General features: G+C 63.1%; 18 protein-coding genes. 13 read left to right on the top strand and 5 right to left on the bottom strand.

Annotation, left to right across the window (positions count from 1 at the left end):
* The first annotated feature begins 10 nt into the window (after positions 1-10).
* The 7 genes from CAG44_RS04130 (at position 11) to CAG44_RS04100 (ending at position 5,567) form a co-directional block, all read left to right on the top strand.
* Positions 11-1,144: a chemotaxis response regulator protein-glutamate methylesterase gene (locus tag CAG44_RS04130; RefSeq protein ID WP_075045916.1), complete on the top strand. Its 1,134-nt coding sequence runs from the start codon at positions 11-13 to the stop codon at positions 1,142-1,144.
* Positions 1,144-1,884, top strand: coding sequence for a flagellar motor protein (locus CAG44_RS04125; RefSeq protein WP_046614572.1), 741 nt, complete (start codon positions 1,144-1,146; stop codon positions 1,882-1,884). The genes CAG44_RS04130 and CAG44_RS04125 overlap by 1 nt, the downstream gene beginning before the upstream one ends.
* A gap of 3 nt (positions 1,885-1,887) precedes the next feature.
* On the top strand, positions 1,888-2,745 hold the full coding sequence (gene motD / locus CAG44_RS04120) for a flagellar motor protein MotD (protein WP_075045915.1): 858 nt from the start codon (positions 1,888-1,890) through the stop codon (positions 2,743-2,745).
* A 222-nt stretch (positions 2,746-2,967) separates the two neighbouring features.
* Entirely contained in the window at positions 2,968-3,756 is a 789-nt protein-coding gene (locus tag CAG44_RS04115; protein WP_025340066.1) for a ParA family protein, read from the top strand.
* Positions 3,756-4,649 (top strand): CheW domain-containing protein, encoded by an 894-nt coding sequence (locus CAG44_RS04110; RefSeq protein WP_085691638.1) that lies wholly within the window; start codon positions 3,756-3,758, stop codon positions 4,647-4,649. Before CAG44_RS04115 ends, CAG44_RS04110 begins: the two co-directional genes overlap by 1 nt.
* 41 nt (positions 4,650-4,690) lie before the next feature.
* Positions 4,691-5,170 (top strand): chemotaxis protein CheW, encoded by a 480-nt coding sequence (locus CAG44_RS04105; RefSeq protein WP_003254393.1) that lies wholly within the window; start codon positions 4,691-4,693, stop codon positions 5,168-5,170.
* A 1-nt stretch (position 5,171) separates the two neighbouring features.
* Positions 5,172-5,567 (top strand): DUF2802 domain-containing protein, encoded by a 396-nt coding sequence (locus tag CAG44_RS04100; protein WP_025340064.1) that lies wholly within the window; start codon positions 5,172-5,174, stop codon positions 5,565-5,567.
* 56 nt (positions 5,568-5,623) lie between these two features.
* On the opposite strand, the gene CAG44_RS04095 is transcribed toward CAG44_RS04100, so the two are convergent.
* Both CAG44_RS04095 and CAG44_RS04090 read right to left on the bottom strand, forming a co-directional pair.
* Complete coding sequence (locus tag CAG44_RS04095) at positions 5,624-8,488, bottom strand: dermonecrotic toxin domain-containing protein (protein ID WP_085691637.1); 2,865 nt, start codon at positions 8,486-8,488, stop codon at positions 5,624-5,626.
* Complete coding sequence (locus CAG44_RS04090) at positions 8,485-11,238, bottom strand: dermonecrotic toxin domain-containing protein (protein ID WP_085691636.1); 2,754 nt, start codon at positions 11,236-11,238, stop codon at positions 8,485-8,487. Before CAG44_RS04090 ends, CAG44_RS04095 begins: the two co-directional genes overlap by 4 nt.
* 233 nt (positions 11,239-11,471) lie before the next feature.
* Between CAG44_RS04090 and CAG44_RS04085 the strand changes: the two genes are divergently transcribed.
* The 6 genes from CAG44_RS04085 (at position 11,472) to CAG44_RS04060 (ending at position 16,632) form a co-directional block, all read left to right on the top strand.
* The gene (locus tag CAG44_RS04085; RefSeq protein WP_013973573.1) at positions 11,472-12,047 is read left to right on the top strand and encodes an N-acetyltransferase; all 576 of its coding nucleotides are present in this window, start codon (positions 11,472-11,474) and stop codon (positions 12,045-12,047) included.
* 75 nt (positions 12,048-12,122) lie between these two features.
* Positions 12,123-12,845, top strand: coding sequence for a TenA family transcriptional regulator (locus tag CAG44_RS04080; RefSeq protein WP_085691635.1), 723 nt, complete (start codon positions 12,123-12,125; stop codon positions 12,843-12,845).
* A 23-nt stretch (positions 12,846-12,868) separates the two neighbouring features.
* Positions 12,869-14,098 (top strand): MFS transporter, encoded by a 1,230-nt coding sequence (locus tag CAG44_RS04075; protein ID WP_024087451.1) that lies wholly within the window; start codon positions 12,869-12,871, stop codon positions 14,096-14,098.
* A gap of 50 nt (positions 14,099-14,148) precedes the next feature.
* Positions 14,149-15,414, top strand: coding sequence for an aminotransferase class I/II-fold pyridoxal phosphate-dependent enzyme (locus tag CAG44_RS04070; protein ID WP_085691634.1), 1,266 nt, complete (start codon positions 14,149-14,151; stop codon positions 15,412-15,414).
* On the top strand, positions 15,407-15,634 hold the full coding sequence (locus CAG44_RS04065) for a hypothetical protein (protein ID WP_085588993.1): 228 nt from the start codon (positions 15,407-15,409) through the stop codon (positions 15,632-15,634). Before CAG44_RS04070 ends, CAG44_RS04065 begins: the two co-directional genes overlap by 8 nt.
* A 251-nt stretch (positions 15,635-15,885) precedes the next feature.
* On the top strand, positions 15,886-16,632 hold the full coding sequence (locus CAG44_RS04060) for a dienelactone hydrolase family protein (RefSeq protein WP_178079508.1): 747 nt from the start codon (positions 15,886-15,888) through the stop codon (positions 16,630-16,632).
* Between the two features lie 11 nt (positions 16,633-16,643).
* On the opposite strand, the gene CAG44_RS04055 is transcribed toward CAG44_RS04060, so the two are convergent.
* The 3 genes from CAG44_RS04055 to CAG44_RS04045 form a co-directional block, all read right to left on the bottom strand.
* Entirely contained in the window at positions 16,644-17,615 is a 972-nt protein-coding gene (locus CAG44_RS04055; protein WP_085691632.1) for a GlxA family transcriptional regulator, read from the bottom strand.
* A gap of 91 nt (positions 17,616-17,706) precedes the next feature.
* Complete coding sequence (locus CAG44_RS04050) at positions 17,707-18,048, bottom strand: EscU/YscU/HrcU family type III secretion system export apparatus switch protein (RefSeq protein WP_075045906.1); 342 nt, start codon at positions 18,046-18,048, stop codon at positions 17,707-17,709.
* Positions 18,045-19,601, bottom strand: coding sequence for a flagellar hook-length control protein FliK (locus CAG44_RS04045; protein WP_085691631.1), 1,557 nt, complete (start codon positions 19,599-19,601; stop codon positions 18,045-18,047). Before CAG44_RS04045 ends, CAG44_RS04050 begins: the two co-directional genes overlap by 4 nt.
* Positions 19,602-19,837 lie beyond the last annotated feature (236 nt).

The following is a 19,837-nucleotide window of genomic DNA, read 5'->3' as shown; positions in this document are numbered from 1 at the left end:
TGGAGTGTTTATGGCAGTCAAGGTCCTGGTGGTGGATGATTCCGGTTTCTTCCGCCGCCGCGTCTCGGAAATCCTCTCGGCGGATCCGACGATCCAGGTAGTGGGTACCGCGACCAACGGCAAGGAAGCAATCGACCAGGCGCTGGCGCTGAAGCCCGATGTCATCACCATGGACTACGAAATGCCCATGATGGACGGCATCACCGCGGTGCGGCACATCATGCAGCGCTGCCCGACGCCGGTGTTGATGTTCTCGTCGCTGACCCATGAAGGCGCCCGTGTCACCCTCGATGCGCTGGATGCCGGTGCGGTGGATTACCTGCCGAAGAACTTCGAGGACATCTCGCGCAACCCCGACAAGGTCAAGCAACTGCTGTGCGAGAAGGTGCATACCATTTCCCGCAGCAACCGCCGTTTTGGCAGCTACGCCAGCCATGCGCCGGTTGCCGCACCTGCGCCGGCAGGCAGCAGCCATGCACCCACCAGCAGTTTCGCCAGCCCGGCAGCGGCGCGCACGCCTGCGCCTGCCCGTGCGGCGGCCCCGGCTGCGGCGCCAGCACACTCGCCGGCACCCAAGCGCAAGCCTTACAAGCTGGTGGCCATCGGCACCTCCACGGGTGGCCCGGTCGCCCTGCAGCGGGTGCTGACCCAGCTGCCGGCCAACTTCCCGGCGCCGATCGTGCTGATCCAGCACATGCCGGCGGCGTTCACCAAGGCCTTTGCCGAGCGCCTGGACAAGCTGTGCCGCATCAGCGTCAAGGAAGCCGAGGACGGCGACATGCTGCGCCCGGGCCTGGCCCTGCTGGCCCCGGGTGGCAAGCAGATGATGATCGACGGCCGTGGCACGGTGAAGATCCTGCCCGGTGACGAGCGCCTGAACTACAAGCCGTGCGTGGACATCACCTTCGGCTCGGCGGCCAAGTCGTATGGCGACAAGGTGCTGTCGGTGGTGCTTACCGGCATGGGCGCCGATGGCCGTGAAGGTGCGCGCCTGCTCAAGCAGGGCGGCAGTACGGTGTGGGCCCAGGATGAAGCCAGCTGCGTGATCTATGGCATGCCCATGGCCATCGTCAAGGCCAACCTGGCCGACGCGGTGTACAGCCTGGACGAAATCGGCAAGCACCTGGTGGAGGCGTGCGTCTGATGGACGTGCTCAGCCTGATCGGCCTGATCCTTGCCTTTGTCGCCATCGTCGGTGGCAACTTCCTCGAAGGCGGTCATGTCGGCGCCCTGATCAATGGCCCGGCGGCACTGATCGTGCTGGGCGGCACGCTGGCGGCTGCCTTGCTGCAGTCGCCGCTGTCGTCGTTCAAGCGTGCCTTGCAGATTCTGCGCTGGATCCTGTTTCCGCCACGGGTCGACCTGGCGGGCGGGATCGACCGCGTCGTCAACTGGAGCCTGACTGCGCGCAAGGAAGGCCTGCTGGGCCTGGAAGGGGTGGCCGACGGCGAGCCTGACCCGTATGCGCGCAAGGGCCTGCAACTGCTGGTGGATGGCGCCGAGCCAGAGGCCATCCGCAGCATCCTCGAAGTCGATTTCCTGACCCAGGAAAGCCGTGATATCCAGGCCGCCAAGGTGTTCGAAAGCATGGGTGGCTACGCGCCGACCATCGGCATCATCGGTGCGGTGATGGGCCTGATCCACGTGATGGGCAACCTGGCCGACCCGTCGCAGCTGGGCAACGGCATTGCCGTGGCCTTCGTCGCGACCATCTACGGCGTGGCCAGCGCCAACCTGGTGCTGCTGCCGATCGCCAACAAGCTCAAGGCCATCGTCATGCGCCAGTCGCGCTACCGCGAGATGCTGCTCGAGGGCCTGCTGTCGATTGCCGAGGGTGAGAACCCGCGCTCGATCGAGTTGAAGCTGCAAGGCTTCATGGAGTAACCCATGCGTCGCCGTCGTCATACCGAGGAACACGAAAACCACGAACGCTGGCTGGTGTCGTACGCCGACTTCATCACCTTGCTGTTCGCCTTTTTCGTGGTGATGTACTCGATTTCCTCGATCAACGAGGGCAAGTACAAGGTCATTTCCCAGGCCCTGCTCGGGGTGTTCAACGACCCCGAGCGCAGCATGAAGCCGATTCCCATCGGTGAAGAGCGGCCGCTGAGCGTGCGCCCGGCCGAGCCGTTGGTGAAGGACAGCGAGCAGACCGATGCAGGCCTTGGGGCGACCAGTGTCGACCCGCTGAAAACCATCAGCGATGACGTGCGCGATGCCTTTGGCGACCTGATCAATAGCGACCAGATGACGGTGCGCGGCAATGAGCTGTGGATCGAGATCGAGCTCAATTCCTCGTTGCTGTTCGGCAGTGGCGATGCCATGCCCAGCGACAAGGCATTTGCCATCATCGAGAAGGTGGCCGGCATTCTCAAGCCGTTCGCCAACCCGGTGCACGTCGAAGGCTTTACCGACAATCTGCCGATCCGCACCGCGCAGTACCCGACCAACTGGGAGCTGTCATCGGCGCGGGCGGCAAGCATCGTGCGCCTGCTGGCCATGGAAGGGGTCAACCCGGCACGCATGGCCTCGGTCGGCTATGGCGAGTACCAGCCGGTGGCCAGCAACGACACTGCCGAAGGCCGTGCGCGCAACCGCCGCGTGGTGCTGGTGATTTCGCGCAACCTCGAAGTGCGCCGCAGCCTGACGGGCTCGGGCAGTGCCAATGCCACGCCGGATGCCGCATTGCGCCGTGCTGGCACACAAAGTGCACCGGCTACGCCAGCAACGGTGGCGGGGCAGTGATCCGTCAATTCCCCGACGTTGCCACGAACACAAATTTGAATGCAGTACTGTCCCCTGTGGGAGCGGGCGAGCCCGCGAATCAGGCGATGCGGTGAATGGCACCGGCTGCGCCGGTGTTCGCGGGCGCGCCCGCTCCCACAGGGATCGCGCCAGCTTTCCGATGTTGAGCAAGACAGTTGCCCCAGCAGTGTCCCTGCCAAATCAATAGATAGAGTTTGCTTGATGAGAGTCTGGGCAGTAGCCAATCAAAAAGGTGGCGTCGGCAAGACCACCACTACCATCGCCCTGGCCGGCCTGCTGGCCGAGGCCGGCAAGCGCGTGGTCGTTGTCGACCTCGACCCGCACGGCTCGATGACCAGCTATTTCGGGCACAACCCCGATGCCCTGGAGCACAGCTGCTACGACCTGTTCCTGCACAAGGGCGCGGTGCCCGAGGGCCTGCCCGGGCAACTGCTGCTCCCCACCAGTGACGAACGCATCTCGCTGTTGCCGTCGAGTACCGCGCTGGCGGTGCTGGAGCGCCAGTCACCGGGGCAGAACGGCCTGGGCCTGGTGATCGCCAAGAGTCTGGCGCAGCTGTGGCAGGATTTCGACTTTGCCCTGATCGACAGCCCACCCTTGCTCGGCGTGCTGATGGTCAATGCCCTGGCAGCCAGCCAGCAGCTGGTGATCCCGGTGCAAACCGAATTCCTCGCGGTCAAGGGCTTGGAGCGCATGGTCGGTACCCTGGCCATGGTCAACCGCTCGCGCAAGCAAGCGCTGCCGTACCAGATCGTGCCGACCTTGTTCGACCGCCGCACCCAGGCCTCGCTGGCCACGCTCAAGCTGCTGCGTGACACCTACGACCAGCATGTATGGCAGGGCTACATCCCGGTGGATACGCGCCTGCGAGATGCCAGCCGCAAGGGCGTCACGCCCTCGCAATTCGACAGCAAGAGCCGCGGGCTGATTGCCTATCGGGCGCTGCTCAAGCACCTGCTGACCTACAAGACTGCAGCGCAGGTGGCCTGATGACCCAGACCCGGCAAACCAATACCCGGCCACAGATGGCCCTGCAGTCATACCTCGACGGCCTGTTGCAGGAGGCCACCGAAGCCGAAGACCTGTTCGAGGTGCCAGCGGCGGCGGACGAGTTCGCCGAAGCGGTACGCGAAGAGCAGGCGCGTGATGCCTTGCAGCAAGCCAGGCCGGCGTCAGCCGAAGCGACCGTCAGCCCCGCACCACGGCCGTTCGCCGAGCCCAGGCTGGCGGTGCTGCCTCGCGTGATGCCGGTGGAAGCACCGGTGGTGACGGTGGTCGAGCGCGAAGTGGTGGCCGAGGCCAGCATCCCGGTGCTGGTCGAAGAGCAAACCGTGGAACCGGCAGTGCCGCTGGTGGATGTGCACCTGCCGGCGCCGCAGGTGCCTGTGCCCCCGGCCACGGTCGATGGCCGCCCGGCCTGGGCCGCCGAGCCGTTCGAATGCCTGCTGTTCGACGTGGCGGGCCTGACCCTGGCGGTGCCGCTGGTGTGCCTGGGTTCGATCTACACCCTGGCCGGCCAGGAACTGACACCGCTGTTCGGCCAGCCCGACTGGTTCCTCGGCATCCTGACCTGCCAGGCCGGCAACCTGAAGGTGCTGGATACCGCGCGTTGGGTGATGCCCGACCGCTACCGCGATGATTTTCGCCAGGGCCTGCAATACGTGATTTCCGTGCAGGGCTACGAATGGGGGCTGGCCGTGCACCAGGTCAGCCGCTCGCTGCGCCTGGACCCGTCCGAGATCAAGTGGCGCAGCCAGCGTGGCCAGCGCCCGTGGCTGGCCGGCACGGTGATTGAACACATGTGTGCACTGCTCGACGTCGCCGCACTGGCCGAGCTGATCGCCAGCGGTGCGGTCAAGCAGATGCACGCCAAACAGAAATGACACCGAATACACCGCCGATGGCGGATTTTGAGGGTAGGGGAATGAAAAAGTCGTCTGCACAAGGTTCCGAAGATCCGATCCTGCAGTGGGTTACCTTCCGTCTGGACAATGAGTCCTACGGCATCAACGTGATGCAGGTGCAGGAAGTGTTGCGCTACACCGAGATCGCCCCGGTGCCGGGTGCGCCAAGCTACGTGCTGGGCATCATCAACCTGCGCGGCAACGTGGTCACCGTGATCGACACCCGCCAGCGCTTTGGCCTGATGCCGACCGAAGTCACCGACAACACCCGTATCGTCATCATCGAGGCCGACAAGCAAGTGGTCGGTATCCTGGTCGACAGCGTGGCCGAGGTGGTTTACCTGCGCCAGTCCGAGATCGAGACCGCGCCGAACGTGGGTAACGAAGAATCGGCCAAGTTCATCCAGGGCGTGTGCAACAAGAATGGCGAACTGCTGATCCTGGTCGAGCTGGACAAGATGATGACCGAGGAAGAGTGGTCCGAGCTGGAGAACATCTGAGTTGATCCTACAGGTTGCTGTCATCTTCCTGGCGCTGGTCTGGGCGCTGAGCCTGTGGTTCTTCCTCAACTACAGCAAGCGCCAGCGCGAGCTGGCCGCGCAGCAGGCCGAGGGTGATGCCCTGCGTGACCAGCGCATCAAGGACCTCGCCAAGCGCCTGGACGACTACCAGAACGGTACCGTGCGCATGGGCGAGGCGCTGCACGACCTGCGCGTGGCGGTTGCCCCGCTGCCAGACAAGATCCAGCAGCTGGAGCAGCGCGACCCGCACAACGTCACCTTCACCCAGGCGGCCAAGCTGGTGGGCATGGGCGCCAGCGTGGCCGAGCTGACCGAAAGCTGCGGCCTGACCCAGGCCGAGGCGGAGCTGATGAGCAAGCTGCATCGCAGCAACTGATTGCCATGAGCATTGCGCGGCCCCTGATACAGTGGCCGCGCAAGCTCGCCCGGCAGTCAGTAGCCCTGTGCGTTCCCTGCCATTGCGACCTCTTCCAGTGGTAGCAGTCGCAGCTCTGCACGCCGTTGTGCTGCTTCATCCAGCAGCGCGTCGTAGTTCAGGGTGTGCATGTTGGCCAGGTCTGCCACCTGCCTGAAGGTGTAGAGCTCAGGTAGACGTTGGTCGATTACATGGTTGAGCACCGCGGGCCCGGTCAGCGTGTTGAGCCTTTCGGTATAGGCCTGGAATGCCGCCGCATGCTGCCGCGGCGGTTTGGGAGCCTCGTAGAACGCCTGGCCCTCCGGGGTGAGGTAACGGCCCAGGATCTCGTCGGAAATGGCGTTCAGCACCGGATTGCCAGCGCGGCTACCAATCATGCTGGTGTTGTAGCTGGTATACATGCCCAATTGCGCATTGCACACCGGGCTCCTCAACAGCAGCCCGTCGAGGGGCGTGGTGAGCGGTACGCTGTCGATCTTTGCCCGCAGCTGCCCGGTTGCGTCCGGCTCGACCAGCAGATGGTCGTCGATATCCAGATAGATGCCCCCTTCGCTGTGCAGGACGCGGTAGCGCAAGATGTCCGAGGCCGAGGAGAAGTTGCTCGCCACACCGCCATTCCCTTCCAGCGCAGCCTGGTACTGGCCGAAGTATTCACTTGCCTCGAACTGGCGATAGAAGTTCTGGTGCTCCAGCACAGCCACCTTCAGCCCCTCGGCGATGCGGGGCTGCAGCAGGGTCATGTTGCGTTCGAATGCCTGAGGGTTTGCATTGGAGAGGTAGAGCTTGAGCGTGAAATCGCTGTTGCGCAGTGCCTGCACGTTGTTGTCGAGCGCAGCCAGGTAATCACCGGCGATCGTCCTGTCACCCAGCCAGATGTGCAATACCTGTCTGGGGACGGGTATGCCTGGTGCAGTCCCCAGTGCATCGACGTCGACGGGCAGCTGCAGATCGATACCCAGTGCCCGCAGCGTACGCGAGCGCGATGCCGGGCTGATTTCCCGCAACGGGTCCGTATCGGGCAGCAGCCGGCTGATCGAGGGCTGCAGCGGATCGGCGCTGGCCACATAGTGCTGGGTGCCGCGTGTGCCGTTGGGGCACTTGAGCACGAAGCTGTCCTGTCGGGCGTCGTAGTAGAGCGGGTGCTGGCCATTGCCCACATCGCCGATCAGTTCGTCACCCGTGCCGAATGCCCTGCGCCGCGTTACGCAGCGGGCAATGTGTGAATCGGCGCCGGACCAGCTGGCGGCTAACTGGTCGCCCGCTACTGCCAGGTCCTGGAAATAGGGTGTCATCGCAGGCCCGGGCCAGCGTGGCGGCGAGACCGGGCTCAGCGGGTAGCCTATGCGGCCATTGAGCCTCACCGGTTTGATGAAGCCAATGGGGCGTTGGCCGAACAGCGCCTTGCTCGCCTTGACTCCACGCGCCAGCCCCGGGGCTGCGTTCAGCAGGCCGAACACGGCCTGCTCCGCGCCTTCGAGCTGTTGGTTCACATCCTTACCGTGCAGCGCCTGGTCCAGGCCCACTGTAAATTGGGCCACCCCGGCCACGGCAGCCAGGGGTAGCAGTCCGGGAACCACCAGCAGAAACGGTGTGGCCAGGTTCATGGTCAGGTAGAAATAGCTGCGCCATGCGGCCTTGGTCACTTCACTGTCGCGCGTGATCAGGAAGTCGGCGTCGGATTGGCTGCGTTGACGTTGTGCCACCGTCAATGCCTCGAACAGGTTGTATTCGATGCGTGGGCTGGAGGTGTCTGCCTTGTAGTTGATCAGGGTATGCGGGTTCCAAACCCTGGCCAGGCGATACACGCTGGTTGCAGGCAGGATGATCTGGCGGGGCGGGAAATCGCCCATGCCCTTAAGTACCCGACGCAACCCCGAGCGGCCAATCCTGTCCGGAATATCGCAGGCCCTGAAGTGGGCAAGCAGGGGCGCCCGTTTGTCGGCGTCGCGGCACTGCCTGGCAAGCCACGTACGCATGGCGCCCGGGTTGGCGAACTCATGCAACGGCGCCGTATTGCCCGGTATGTACAGCAAGGTCAGGCGGCTGCGCGTATCGCTCAGGCAGAGGATGTCGCTTGATGGGTAGCCATTGATGTTCAGCAGCCTGGCGTCTACCCCGTTGGCACTGAGGCTTCCGCCGTGGTGCCAGCGTTCCACGCCTGCCGCCCGCCACGCCAGGCTGCGTCCCTGTTCACTGAGGTTGCCCCGCAATGCCTGCCGGTTGCAGGCAGCGAGGAATGCGATGCACGCGCTGACGCTGTACTGGCTGGCGGCATGGGCCCAGAAGTCATCGAGCTGGCGTTTGAATACGCCCTGGAAGTCGAGTTGCCAGATGAAGGACTGGAAGGTCGTGGCGTCGAACTGCACATAAGTGCTGGCGTCGTAGCGCATGGGTGCGGTCTGGCGGAAAAGGCCATGGAATTCGGTGTGCACATCGATGTCGTGGTCCAGGCCGCTTCCTGGCAATTCATCGACGATCGTCACCTGACCATGGCTGAAGGCCTGGGCCCAGGGCGCTCGACCATGTGGCAGTGACAGCTCCGGCAGTACACCTAGCAGGTCGACGGCGGCCGTCCCGCCTCTTAGCAGCAACTGCGCGGTTTGCTCGGCAACCTTGGAGTAGCCGCTTTGCTGCCAGTTGCCAAGCAGCGCGTCGGTCAGGTTCATTTGTTGGACGACCTTGGCCAGCCAGCCCCGCTTGGGAACGAATTTGCAATGCAAGGTCACCGCAAGCGTGTTGTCGGGTTCCACGTCCAGCCGCTGCTGGCTGGCCCATTCGCGGATGGCTGCACTGGCACTGCGGTCAGGGCGAGGCACGGAACCCAGCATTGCCTTGACGTAGTCTTGGCCGGCTGCGCCGACCACAGGTTGGCGCGGGTTCATGTTCGGCTCCAGGAATGGTTGCCACCGACAGTGGCGAAGCGGTTCAGGGGCAGGAGCGTACGCACCGAATCGCGCATGCGTGGCAGATCGACGAACCGGTAGGCATTGATGCGCGGCATCCCATATAGATTGGTGAGCTGGCGCAGGATGCGCAGGCTCGGCAGCTGCCTGTCGACCACGTCGCTGAGCAGGGCAGGGCCGGTGAGGTAGCTCAGGCGGCTGGCATACTCATAGAAGCTCCCCGGGTCTTCAGCCAGGCTGGGCTTGCTGTCGTAGAAGTCGCGATTGAGCTGGTAGCGTGCGAGCATCTCTTCGGAAATGGCCTCCAGTGTGGGGTTGCCGGGGTGGCTGCCGATAAGGCTGGAATTGTAGAGGCTGTTCATGCTCATCTTTTCATTGGACATGGGCGGTACCAGCAGCAGCCCTGTGGCGTCTGTGCTCAGTTCGACCTGATCGATAGGTTCACCGGCGGGACCTACCGGTTGCCCGTCGATGATCAATGAGTACTCGCCTGGCGCGAGCAAGGTGTCATCGACATCCATGTACAAGCCACCCTCGTGGTGCAGCATCGGGTAGCGCAGCACATCGCATGCCGATGCATAGTTGCTGGCAACGCCGCCGTTGCCATCCAGGGCAGCGTCGTACTGCGCGTAGTATCTGCTTTGTCGAAAAGCCCTGAAGAAGGCCTGCTCCTCCAGCGGCAGAACTTGCAAGCCCGGAGCATGACTGGCCAGCAGATCCAGGTTTTCGGCATAGGCGTGCCGGGCAGTGCTGGAAAGGAACAACCGTATGCTGTATTCGCTGTCTTGCAACTGCGCTGCGTTCTGGCCCAGATTGGCCAGCAGCTCCGGGCCGATGACCCGGTCACCGACCCAGAGGCAGGAGATGCGTTTGGGTATTGGCCAACTGCCCGGCGCTCTGGCAGGTACCTGTAGCGGCAATGGCAGGTCCACGCCCAGCGCCCGCAGGGTGCGGTTGCGCATTGCATGGGTAACCACGCGCCCTTGCGGCGCGGGGCTCAGGTTCCGGCTGTCGGGTACCGCCACGAAGCCTACAGGGTCGACCTGGTTCAGGTCTTCGGCCCGAATGAAAACATCCCGCTCCATGTCGTAGATCATTCTGGCGTTGTAGCCCTTGATGTTCGCTGCCAGGGTGTCTGGCTCACCATCGTACTGGGGCGTACGAATGACTGCGTCGGCAACCGCCTGGTCACAGTCAGGCAGTGGCTCTATCGGGTCGGTGATATGGAAGTAGCTTGCGCCCTCGGGCTCGGGAAAGCGCGGTGGCGAGAGTGGGCTCAGAGGGTAGCCGATCTGTTCATTCAGCCGCGTCGGCGGCGCGAAACCCTCGACCTTGAATTCGAACAGTGCCTTGCCCCTTGCGGCAGCGCCTGCCGCCAGGGGCAAGGCGTTGAACAGGCCCCAGGTGATGTTGCCGATACCTTCTTGCTGTTGCTGCAGTGACTTGCCGTTGATTGCCTGGTCGAGTCCCAGGCCAAGCTGGGCGATGCCACCGATGGCCAGCAGCGGCCCCAGGCCGGGTACCACCAGGCACAGTGGCGCCAGCAGGTTGAGCGTAGTGGCCAGGTAGCCACGCCACCTGGCCTTGATGACTTCGCTGTCAGCCGTGATCAGAAACGCGGCATCGTCGTAGCTGCGCTGACGCTGGCGCTCGGCCAATGCCTGGAAAAGGTCGCCCTTGATCCTTGGGTTGTACCTGGTAGGTCGATAGTTGACATAGGTCTGCGGCGGCCAGGTGCCGTCGTCGTTGAAATAGCCGTGTTCGGGAGGCAGCAGGTGCCGTTCAGGGTAGGCACCCAGCCCCTCCATGGCAGTGTCCAGGCCGCTGAAGTCGAGGCCTTGCGGGCAATCTGCCAGGCGAAAATGCTGTTTCAGGGCCTGGCGTTTGGTCGGGTCTTTGCATTGTTCGCCGACCCAGGCCTTCAATTCTCGTTCGCTGCTGAACGTCAGCAACGGTGAGCTGTTGCCAGGTACGTACAGCACCGTCAGGTCGGTGGCGGGGTCGTTCAGGTACAGCAGGTCGGTCGCTGCATAGCCGTAGATGCTCAAGGTACTGCATCGCAGCCTGTTACGCCGTGGCATCAGCCCGGCCGCTTGCCAGACCAGTTGCCGTGCAGGCTCGCTGAGGCTGCCCTCGCTGACCTGTCTGTTGCAGGCTGCGATGAAGTTGAGCTTCAGCGCCAGCCTGTGACTGTGCAGATGGTCACGCCAGTACACATCCAGCGCCGCCTTGAAAGGCTGCTGGAAGTCCAGGTTGCTGTTGAACTGCTGGAAGGCTTCGGCGCTTACCGGCAAATGGGTGGAAGCGTCGTAGCGTTGCGGGGTAGTGCGCCGAAACAGGCCGTTGAATACTTCGAAGGGTGCCCCGTAGTGATTGAAGACGGGTTGCGGGAGGGTTCCCACCAACCGTATCGGGCCTGCGGGTAACGCACCGGCCCACGGTGCTTGCAGCAGCTTGCCGAACATGTCACTGGCAGACTCACCCTGCCAGTTGCCCAGCAGTGCCTGAGTCAGGCTGGTGCGCTGGCTGATTGCGGCCAGATGGCCACCTGCGCCGTCCGGGCAATAGTGAAGGGTAACGACTTCGAGCTGGTCCGGGTCCGGGTCATGGCCTTGCTTTGCGAGCCATTGGCGGATGGCGCGGTTGGCTTCACGATCGGGGCGAGGCACATGGCCGAGGTGGTCTATAACGTAATGCGTGCCCATCACGTTGATGCGAGTCGAATGCATGGGGGTACCTTGCGCTGAGATGAAGCCGGCAAGGTTGAAACAGGGGCACGAAAAGACGGTGGTAGATATGTCGGTACGGCGCCTGGCCGATCTCGTCCCCCCTGGCCCTCGGGCGCTGATGGCATTTTGGTCGTGGATGTCACTATCCTTCCGCTTCCTGTCCGGTTCCCTTCTTACCCGGCATCGCACTTAAACGTTTAAATCCCTGCTTGTACGCACAAGGGATTTACGCAATGAACACCCTCTCTTCAAAGCAGGTGGCCCCTGGCGAGCCACAGTTGCAGTGGTTGCGTCAGGCCGACAGCGATACCGCGCCGGCCATCATGCAACTGATCAACAGCACGGTTGGCGATGGCGGTGTTCTGGGTTACGAGCACGAGATGTCTGCCGGGCAGAGCGTCGAATTCACGGCCTCGTTGCAAGAGCGCATCCATGGCGGCAATACCCATGTCCTGCTCGGCCAGGCAATGGCGGGGCCGGCCTGCCTTGTCATTGTTTCGCGCAGCAGCATGCCGAACTGCCGGCATATTGCCGACCTGAGCAAAGGCGTGGTGCATCCGGCCTATCGCGGGACCGGCCTGGTGGCACGGGCTTTCAGCGAAGTCGTGCGCCTGTGCCAAGCCCAAGGTATCGAGCTGTTGACCCTGGATGTACGCGAGGGCACCCGTGCACACCGGTTATGGCAAACCTTCGGCTTCCAGACCTACGGCGTGCTGGACGACTACGCACGTGTCGATGGCGTGAAGCATCGCGGCCATTACATGGCCCAGCCCGTGGAAAGCCTTGCGCTGCGACTCAACCTGGACTGAGTTGCCCTTCGTCGACTCTGCCTGTGGCCATCGCGGTCAACGGCACCTGCCTCTCTCACCCAAGGAACACCCTGAATGGCCTTATCTACTGCAGACTTTCGCGATCAGCTGGAGCAGAAACTGCACCACCATCTGACCCTGTCCCACCCGATATTCAAGGAACTGCTTGCGCCTGAGGGCAACAGGCCGCTGCTGCGCAAGGTCGCGTTGCAAGGCTATCAGCTCACCAAGTATTTCCTGACCTATGTCGAGCACTTGTTCTTTCATTGCCCGTTGCCTGCCCACAAGCGGGCACTGATCACCAATTGTTTCGAAGAAGAAACCGGCCGGCTTTCCCGCACCGACAACCATGTCGTGCTCATGCAGAATTTCCTGAGGGCGCTCGGCATCAGCGATGCCGAGCGTGATGCCGAGCAGCCGCTGCCGGCCACCTGGGAACTGATCGATTTCCGCCTGCAGGCGGTACGTGACCCGGCGCGTTATCACATTGGTGCGGCAGCAGTGATGATCGCCAGCGAAGGGCAAAACCTCGAGACCGTCGCTGGAGATGCACGGCATGTGTTGCTGGGGCGTGCCTATGGCCTGGCCGAACAAGACTTGCTGTTCTTCTCGGTGCACCAGAAGGAAGACGTGGGCCACGTCAATGAAGGCTTGGACCTTGTCTCGCAGTTGTGCACCACCGCGCAGATGCAAGAAGAGGCGTTGCAGGCTGTAGACCACACCTGCCAGCTGTTCTACGCAATGTACGAAAACATGTACCAGGCGTATTGCCGAGCTCCGCAGGCCGAGGCGGTGTAATGCCCACACGATAAGGATTGGCCATGAAACAGAAATTCAGCTCTACCTTGATCGTCTCGGTGCTGGTCGTCGGCTTCGTGGTGATGTTTCTGTCCAGCGCCTTGAAGGGGTTGTACCAAGTCTACTTCGTCGACCTGGCCTCCCACTTTGGCGAGGGGCGCGCAGCCTTGGCTACCGCAGGATCGCTGTTCGTCCTGACCATTGGCCTGGTATCGCCCGTGGTGGGGTGGCTGAGCGACAGGGTTGGGCCCTTGAGCACGGTGGCCCTGGGCAGTGTCAGCGGCGGGGTGGTGCTGCTGGGCGTGACATTCGCAGGCACGCACCTGCTGGTGTTCACCCTGTTGTATGGCCTGCTCGGCGCCTTTGCCCTCGCTGCGATGACCTATGTACCCATGGGTATTCTGGTCGATCGCCTGGTCGCTGAACGGTTCAAGGCCTTCGCTTTCGCATTCGTCACCAACGGCACCTCCATTGGCTTCATCGTGCTGTCGCCGTTGTGGATCATGCTGCAGCAGAGCGTGCCCTGGCAGTCGGTGTTCTCCTGGGTTGGCCTGATCTTTCTGGTGCCTTTGAGCCTGGCGCTGTATTGGGTATCCCGCACCGTGCCGTTGAAGCCCGACCCGCAGGCGGCAAAGGTCAGGCATCCGGTGATGTTTCTGCTGCGTGACCCGCGCTTCTTCGTGCTGGCCCTCAGTTTCGCCAGTTGTGGTGCCACCATGGCGTTCATCGATGTTCATCTGGTGTCGTTCTGGCAGGGTGAGGCGCTGCCCAGTTCGGTGCAGGCCAGCGGCCTGAGCCTGTTAGGTGTGCTGGAACTGGTCAGCGGCCTGCTCGCGGGTTGGTTGGCTACCCGCTACAACAAGGGCCTGCTGCTGATGATGTTCTACCTGCTGCGAACCGCTGCGGTCATCGTGCTGCTGACCACGCCCGGGCCCCTTGGAACGTACGTGTTCGCTGTGCTGTTTGGCGCCAGTTACCTCGGAACGGTGGTGCTCACATCTGCCTTCTGCTTCGCGCTGTATGGCGCCGAAATCAAAGGCAAGGTGTTCGGGATGCTGTTCCTGGTACATCAACTTGGCGCGTTGGTGGCCACGCAGCTGGGCGCACTGGATTTCGACCGGCATCAAAGCTATCAGCTGACCTTGGCCGGCCTGGCCACGGCCACGGCGGTGGCTGCCCTGGCATCGTTGTGGCTGATAGCGGTTCGCCCATCAAGCGAAACCCTGGCTGCTCAACTCGCCGAACCTGAATAGTCCACCAATCAATTGCGCATTGTTCAATGCAAACAAGGAGGCGCAAAACCATGCAATCGACCGTGATTGGCCTGGATGATTTCAACGCAACTGATTTCAATGCAACTGGGGCACTGCATGCTCACCGGGTCAGCGACCTGTCCGATGTGTTCTGCGAGCCGTTGGCCATGACGTCCGCCTATACCTTCGCTTCAGCGAAAGAGGCTTGCGAGCGCTTCAGCGGGCAACAGCAGGGCAATGTATACAGCCGCTTCACCAACCCGACCGTTCAAGCGTTTGAAAGCCGTGTGGCAGCGCTCGAACACGCTGAAAGTGCAGTGGCGTTCGCTACCGGCATGGGCGCTTTTACCGCGCTTTGTCACGCCTTTCTCCAGCAAGGCGACAACATCGTCTGCAGCCGTGACGTGTTCGGCACTACCGTCAATGCCTTCAGCTACTACATGGCCCGTTTCGGGATCGAGGCCCGGTTCGTCGATTTGACAGACCTGGCGCAGTGGAAGTCGGCAATCGACGGCAGGACCCGCCTGGTGGTGTTGGAGTCGCCCTCCAATCCGCTGCTGAAAATCGGTGATATCCGCGCCGTAAGCTCGCTGGCACATGAAAAAGGGGCGTTGCTGGTGGTGGACAACACCTTGCTGACCCCGGTTTTTCAGCGGCCACACACACTGGGAGCGGATTTGGTCATCCACTCCGCTGGCAAGTACATGGATGGCCAAGGGCGTGCATTGGCGGGCGTCGTGACGGGGTCGCAAAGCCTGATGCAGGTGTTGCGGGGTGTTCTGCGTACCTTGGGCATTTCTTGCAGCCCGTTCAACGCCTGGCTGCTGCTCAAAAGCCTGGAAACCCTCGAAGTCAGGATGATGCGGGCACAGCAGAGCGCCTTCGAGCTGGCCCGCTGGCTTAGCCATCAGGAGCTGGTGACCGCGGTGCATTACACCGGCCTGGAGCACCACCCCCAGCATGCATTGGCATGCCGCCAGCAGGACGGCCATGGCGGACTGTTGGCTTTCGAGATCGTCGGGGGCCAGGCCGCAGCCTGGCAATGGATTGACCAACTGCGTTGCGTGGCGCGCTGTACCAACATTGGCGACACCCGCAGCATGGTCACGCATCCAGCTACAACCACACACGGGCGGCTGGACGCACAGGCGCGGCATCAGGCGGGTATCTCGGATGGTTTGATCAGGTTGTGCGTTGGCCTGGAGCGTGTGGACGATATCAAGGCCGACCTGCAACAGGCTTTCCAGGCCGTGTCCTTGCAAACATCCATGGCAGCGCCGGTCGGCCATAACCGGAACGCGGTATTCAATGGCTGAACTGCTCGCTTCAGGATTCGGCATTGGCGTGTTCGCCGTGGGCGTGCAGATCCTTGCATTGATCGCGGTGTATGGCACGGCCTGCGCGAAGGAAGTGCGTTTCTATGCCGTGGCTTTCGCATTGGCGAGTTGCGTGATGGCAGGCATGGCGATGCTCGACCCATTGGCATTCACCCAATGGCATGTCGACGGCCTGGCAGTAATGGCGATGTGCGGATGATGCCGGGCGCCGTCAATTTTCGATAACGGGTGCCGGTTCAACACCCGCTCATGACGTTCAGGGGTAACCAGATGTTCAAAGTAATGGCCATCAGCTTGGTGCTGGGCTGTGCCCTTCAGGTCGCAACGGCTCGGGCTGAGGTCGCTGCCACCAATAGCGGCACTGTTGCCACAGTCAGCAAACGGCTCGTCTCTTTCTATAGTCAGCCACTGCCATCCGCCGGCAAGGCGATACCGATTCGGGTTCCGGCGGTGTTGTCGTTGCCGGCCAAGGCCGCGGGCCCGGTACCGGCTGTGATCATCCTGCATGGCTCGGCGGGTATGGATTCGCGTGGTCCTTTGCATGGCGGTGACCTCAATGCCCGCGGCATCGCAACGCTGGAGTTGGACATGTGGGGCGCGCGCAGGCTCACTGGCGGTGCACAAGGGCGGCCGCCACGCGTGCACGATACCCTGCCGGACCTGGCAGGCGCCCTGGCTTACCTGGCCAAGCAGCCTGGCGTCGACGGTCAGCGCGTGGGAGTGCTCGGGTTTTCCTGGGGGGGCGTACAGGCCATGCTCGCCGCCTCTGCGCCCATCAACGACGAGCTGGAGCAAGCCTCAGGTATTCGCCCCATCTCGATGGCAGCGTTTTACCCCGTGTGCTGGGGTTACAACCATGTGCCAGGTTATACCTTCAAGCATCTGGCCCCGGCTCGCTTGCTGGTGCTGGTAGGCGAAAACGACCAGTACGACGATGACCCACGTGCCTGCCCGTCGCTGATTTCAAACCTGCCCAGCGAAGACCAGGCGCGTGCGCAGGTGCTGGTTTACCCCGGCGCAGAGCACGGTTTCAACGGGCTGGAGGCCGCCCAGGAGTATCAGGACCCGTTCCTGCACCGTGGTCAGGGCGGCGTGGGGCGTTCGGCACCTGACCCGGCGGCGCGCGACGCTTCGCGCCAGGCCGTGGTGGAGTTCTTCACCGAAAGCTTCGCCCCGACTGCGATAAGCGAGCGGTAGCAGTCGAAAATCTAGGCGCGCTCGTGGGCGAGAGCATGGCGAAACTGCAGGGGCGGTTGCGGCATTTCCTGGCGCCATGCCAGGCGAAAGGCATGGCTGCTGCCGTAGCCGCAACGTTCGGCAATCTGTTCCACGTTGAGGTGGCTGCTGCGCAAAAGCTCACGGGCCAGGTCGATGCGTTGGGTGCGCAGGTAGCTCTGCAGCGTTTGACCGGTATTGTCGCGGAACAGTCGCGCCAGGTGCCGGTAGCTGACATTGAACTGGCTGGCCAGTTGTTCGAAGCTGAAGTGGGTGCCCAGGTGTGCATCGATGTAGTCCTGGGCCGCATGCACCAACGGGTGGATGTGATTGCGCGCCAGGTCTGCCGCGCGCAGCTGCACATCTTCGCCAGCGCGGCGCCGGTAGATGACCAGCTCCTGCGCTACCTGATTGGCCACGACCTTGCCAAATTCCAGGCTGACGATGTGCAGTGCCAGGTCAGTTCCGCTGGACACCCCTGCCGAGGTGAACACGCCATCGTCCTCGACGAACAGGCGGTTCTCCAGCACCTTGGCTGCTGGGTAGCGCATTCGAAGCAAATCGACGTAACGATGGTGCGTGGTGCACTGTCGGCCATCCAGCAAGTCAGCTTCGCCCAGCAGGAACGCACCGGTGCATATGGAGCACAGCTTTATATCCGGCGTTTGCCTGACCACCTTCGCCAGCCACAGGGCGGTGGCGGTCAATATCGCTGTTTCGGCGGGTTTCGCAGAGAGCTTGTTGCCCACCACGAACAGCAAGTCCTGCGGTGCGAGCCGCTCAGGCAACTGGTGCAGGCCACTCAGTGTCACGCCCTGAAAACTGCTGACCTGTTGTCTGGCGGCTATGCAACGTACGTTGACCGGTGCCAGCTGGAGTTCTTCGAGGCTCGCCATGATTTGTAGCGGGCCGCCTAGATCAAGGATGTGGGTGCCCGGGAGCAGCAAGAACCAGATGGTACGCATTACAGTATTCCTTACATCGCCAAGCGCCTGACCTTGAACGGCACGTTACCAATATGGCGCAAAAAGGCAATTTGCATGGATACCATGGCGGTCAGGCGCCTTCGCCTCCGGGCAGCCTTCCGAGCAGCGGTGGGGTAGGCCCTGGGGCGGCAGGTTCGTCATCGAAGCCCGCAGGCACTTTGCCCCGCAGGTGCCACGCAAAGGCGATGATTTCGGCAATGGTCAGGTACAGCGCCTCCGGTATCTGGTCCCCCAGCTCCAGGCGCGCCAGCAGGCGCACCAGCTCGGCATTTTCGTAGATCGGCACTTCGTGCTCGCGGGCCAATGCCAGGATGGCCTCGGCCAGCGCATCGTCGCCCTTGGCGGTGAGGGTAGGGGCTTGCTGCCCGTCGTAGAACAGGGCAATCGCCTGCCGTGCAGGTTGGTGCGTCATGCGTTCTCATCCACCCAGCGTTGTTCAACCCGCGTACGCGGGCCTTGTGGCGGGATACCAGGATGGCATTCCAGATCACCTACATCCAGGCCCCGCGCCAACAGGCGTTCGCGCAAGCTGCCGAGCTGGCTGTCGATCAGCCGGGCTGTCGCCTCGCGTTCCGCCCAAAGCTGGCCACCCAGGCGGCCTTGGCTCAGTTGTGCCTGGACCTGCACCGGGCCAAGGGGCGAGAGGTCGAAAGCCAGCTCGATACGCCACAGGGCTTGCAGCGGGTCGGCTGATTCCTGCTGGCGGTCGGCTTGCTGTTGTGGCGTTTCCTCGCGTTGCAGCTTGACCTGCAACGGGATGAACTCCTGGCCGTGACGGATCGGCACTTCGGTTTGCCAGGTGGTCTGCAGGTTGCCGTTTTCCAGGGTACCGGTTTGTTGCAGGCTGCTCATGGCGTGGCTTTGCAGGCGCGACACGGCAGCGGCGGCCAGGCGCAGCAGTTGTTGCAGGTCGCCTTCGTCTTCCATGGCCTTGAGCAGGCGCGACGGCAGCGGGAATGCGCCCGGCTGCGGCTTGGGGCTGACCCGTTCGAGCATGCCCAGCGCGCTGCGGGCCAGGGCCGGCATGGTTACGGCCAGGCTGGCGGGCGCCAGGTTGGGCGCCCCGGGTATGCTGGCCGGCGCGACGGTGATCAGCCGCAGCAAGTGCGCCTTGAGGTCGGTGGCGACGCTGGCCGGGAGGCCGCCCAGCAGTTTGGCTTCGAGAAAGGTACCGCTGTTGTTCAGGGCTTGGGCCACTGCCTTGGCATCACCCAGTTGCCGGGCTTCCGGCAGGCCCGCCAGCAGGCGTTCGGCGCTGGCTCGCAGTTCGCCATCGGCGCCCGGGTCGCGGGCCACCTGTTGCAGGGCATTGAGCAGGCCGGGCAGCGAAGCCTGGCGGTTTTGCTGGGTCAGCAGCTGCTGGGCAATGCTGAGCTGGTCCTGGCGGCCGCTGAGCGGTACGAAACGCAGCGACTGGTCGCCCTGCACCAGCGCGCTGAGCAGGCTGCCGACGGCCAGCGGTCGCGGGCTATCCACGCTCAGGGTTGCGCCGGCCTGGGCACTGTTCAGCAGGCTGACCAGCGCCCGGTAGACGGCGGGCTGGCCGGGCGCCTGGACCAGTGCCTGGTTGGTCAGGACCTTGCCCTGCAGCAGGGTGCCGACCGGCACCTTGCTGGTGTCCAGCTGGGTGAGGGTGGCGACCTGGCTGGCGCTGGCCTGCTGCAGCATGATCGCCAGGCGGTTGCTTTCGGTCTGGCTGACCGTGACCTGGCTACCCTGGGGCAGGGGCTGGCTGGCGCTGGCTTGCAGCTGGGTCTGGGTGCCGTTGGCCAGCATCAACCGCAGCACCAGCTGGAAGTCCTGGCCCACCTGGCGCAAAGACATGACCTCGGCTTGCGCGGTCTCGCCGGGGGCCATCAAGCCGGGCTGCGGTTGCGTCAGGCGCAGCAGTTCGCCGGTCATGCCCGCCTTGATGGCCTGGGGGCTGATCGCGGTTTGTGCGCCGAGACTATTGATTTCAGTCATGATTGTATACAACCTGTCGAGCCCGCCCTCTTGGCAGCGCGGCGGCGCGTGTAATAATGCCGACCGTCCGTCGTTGCCAGTATAACGGCAGCGAGGGGGGCGACTTGAGATACAGGGCTAGAGGTCGGCGTCGCCTGCTTCGCGGGTGAACCCGCTCCTACAAAGGTTTGCGCAGCTTTCAAACCCTGCGCTGAACCTGTGGGAGCGGGTTTACCCGCGAAGCAGACGACGCCGAC

Source organism: Pseudomonas sp. B13(2017), from assembly GCF_002113245.1.
GTDB classification, from domain to species: domain Bacteria; phylum Pseudomonadota; class Gammaproteobacteria; order Pseudomonadales; family Pseudomonadaceae; genus Aquipseudomonas; species Aquipseudomonas putida_Z.
Note: the sequence above shows the minus strand (reverse complement) of the source record. Positions and strands in the feature narration are given on the sequence as shown.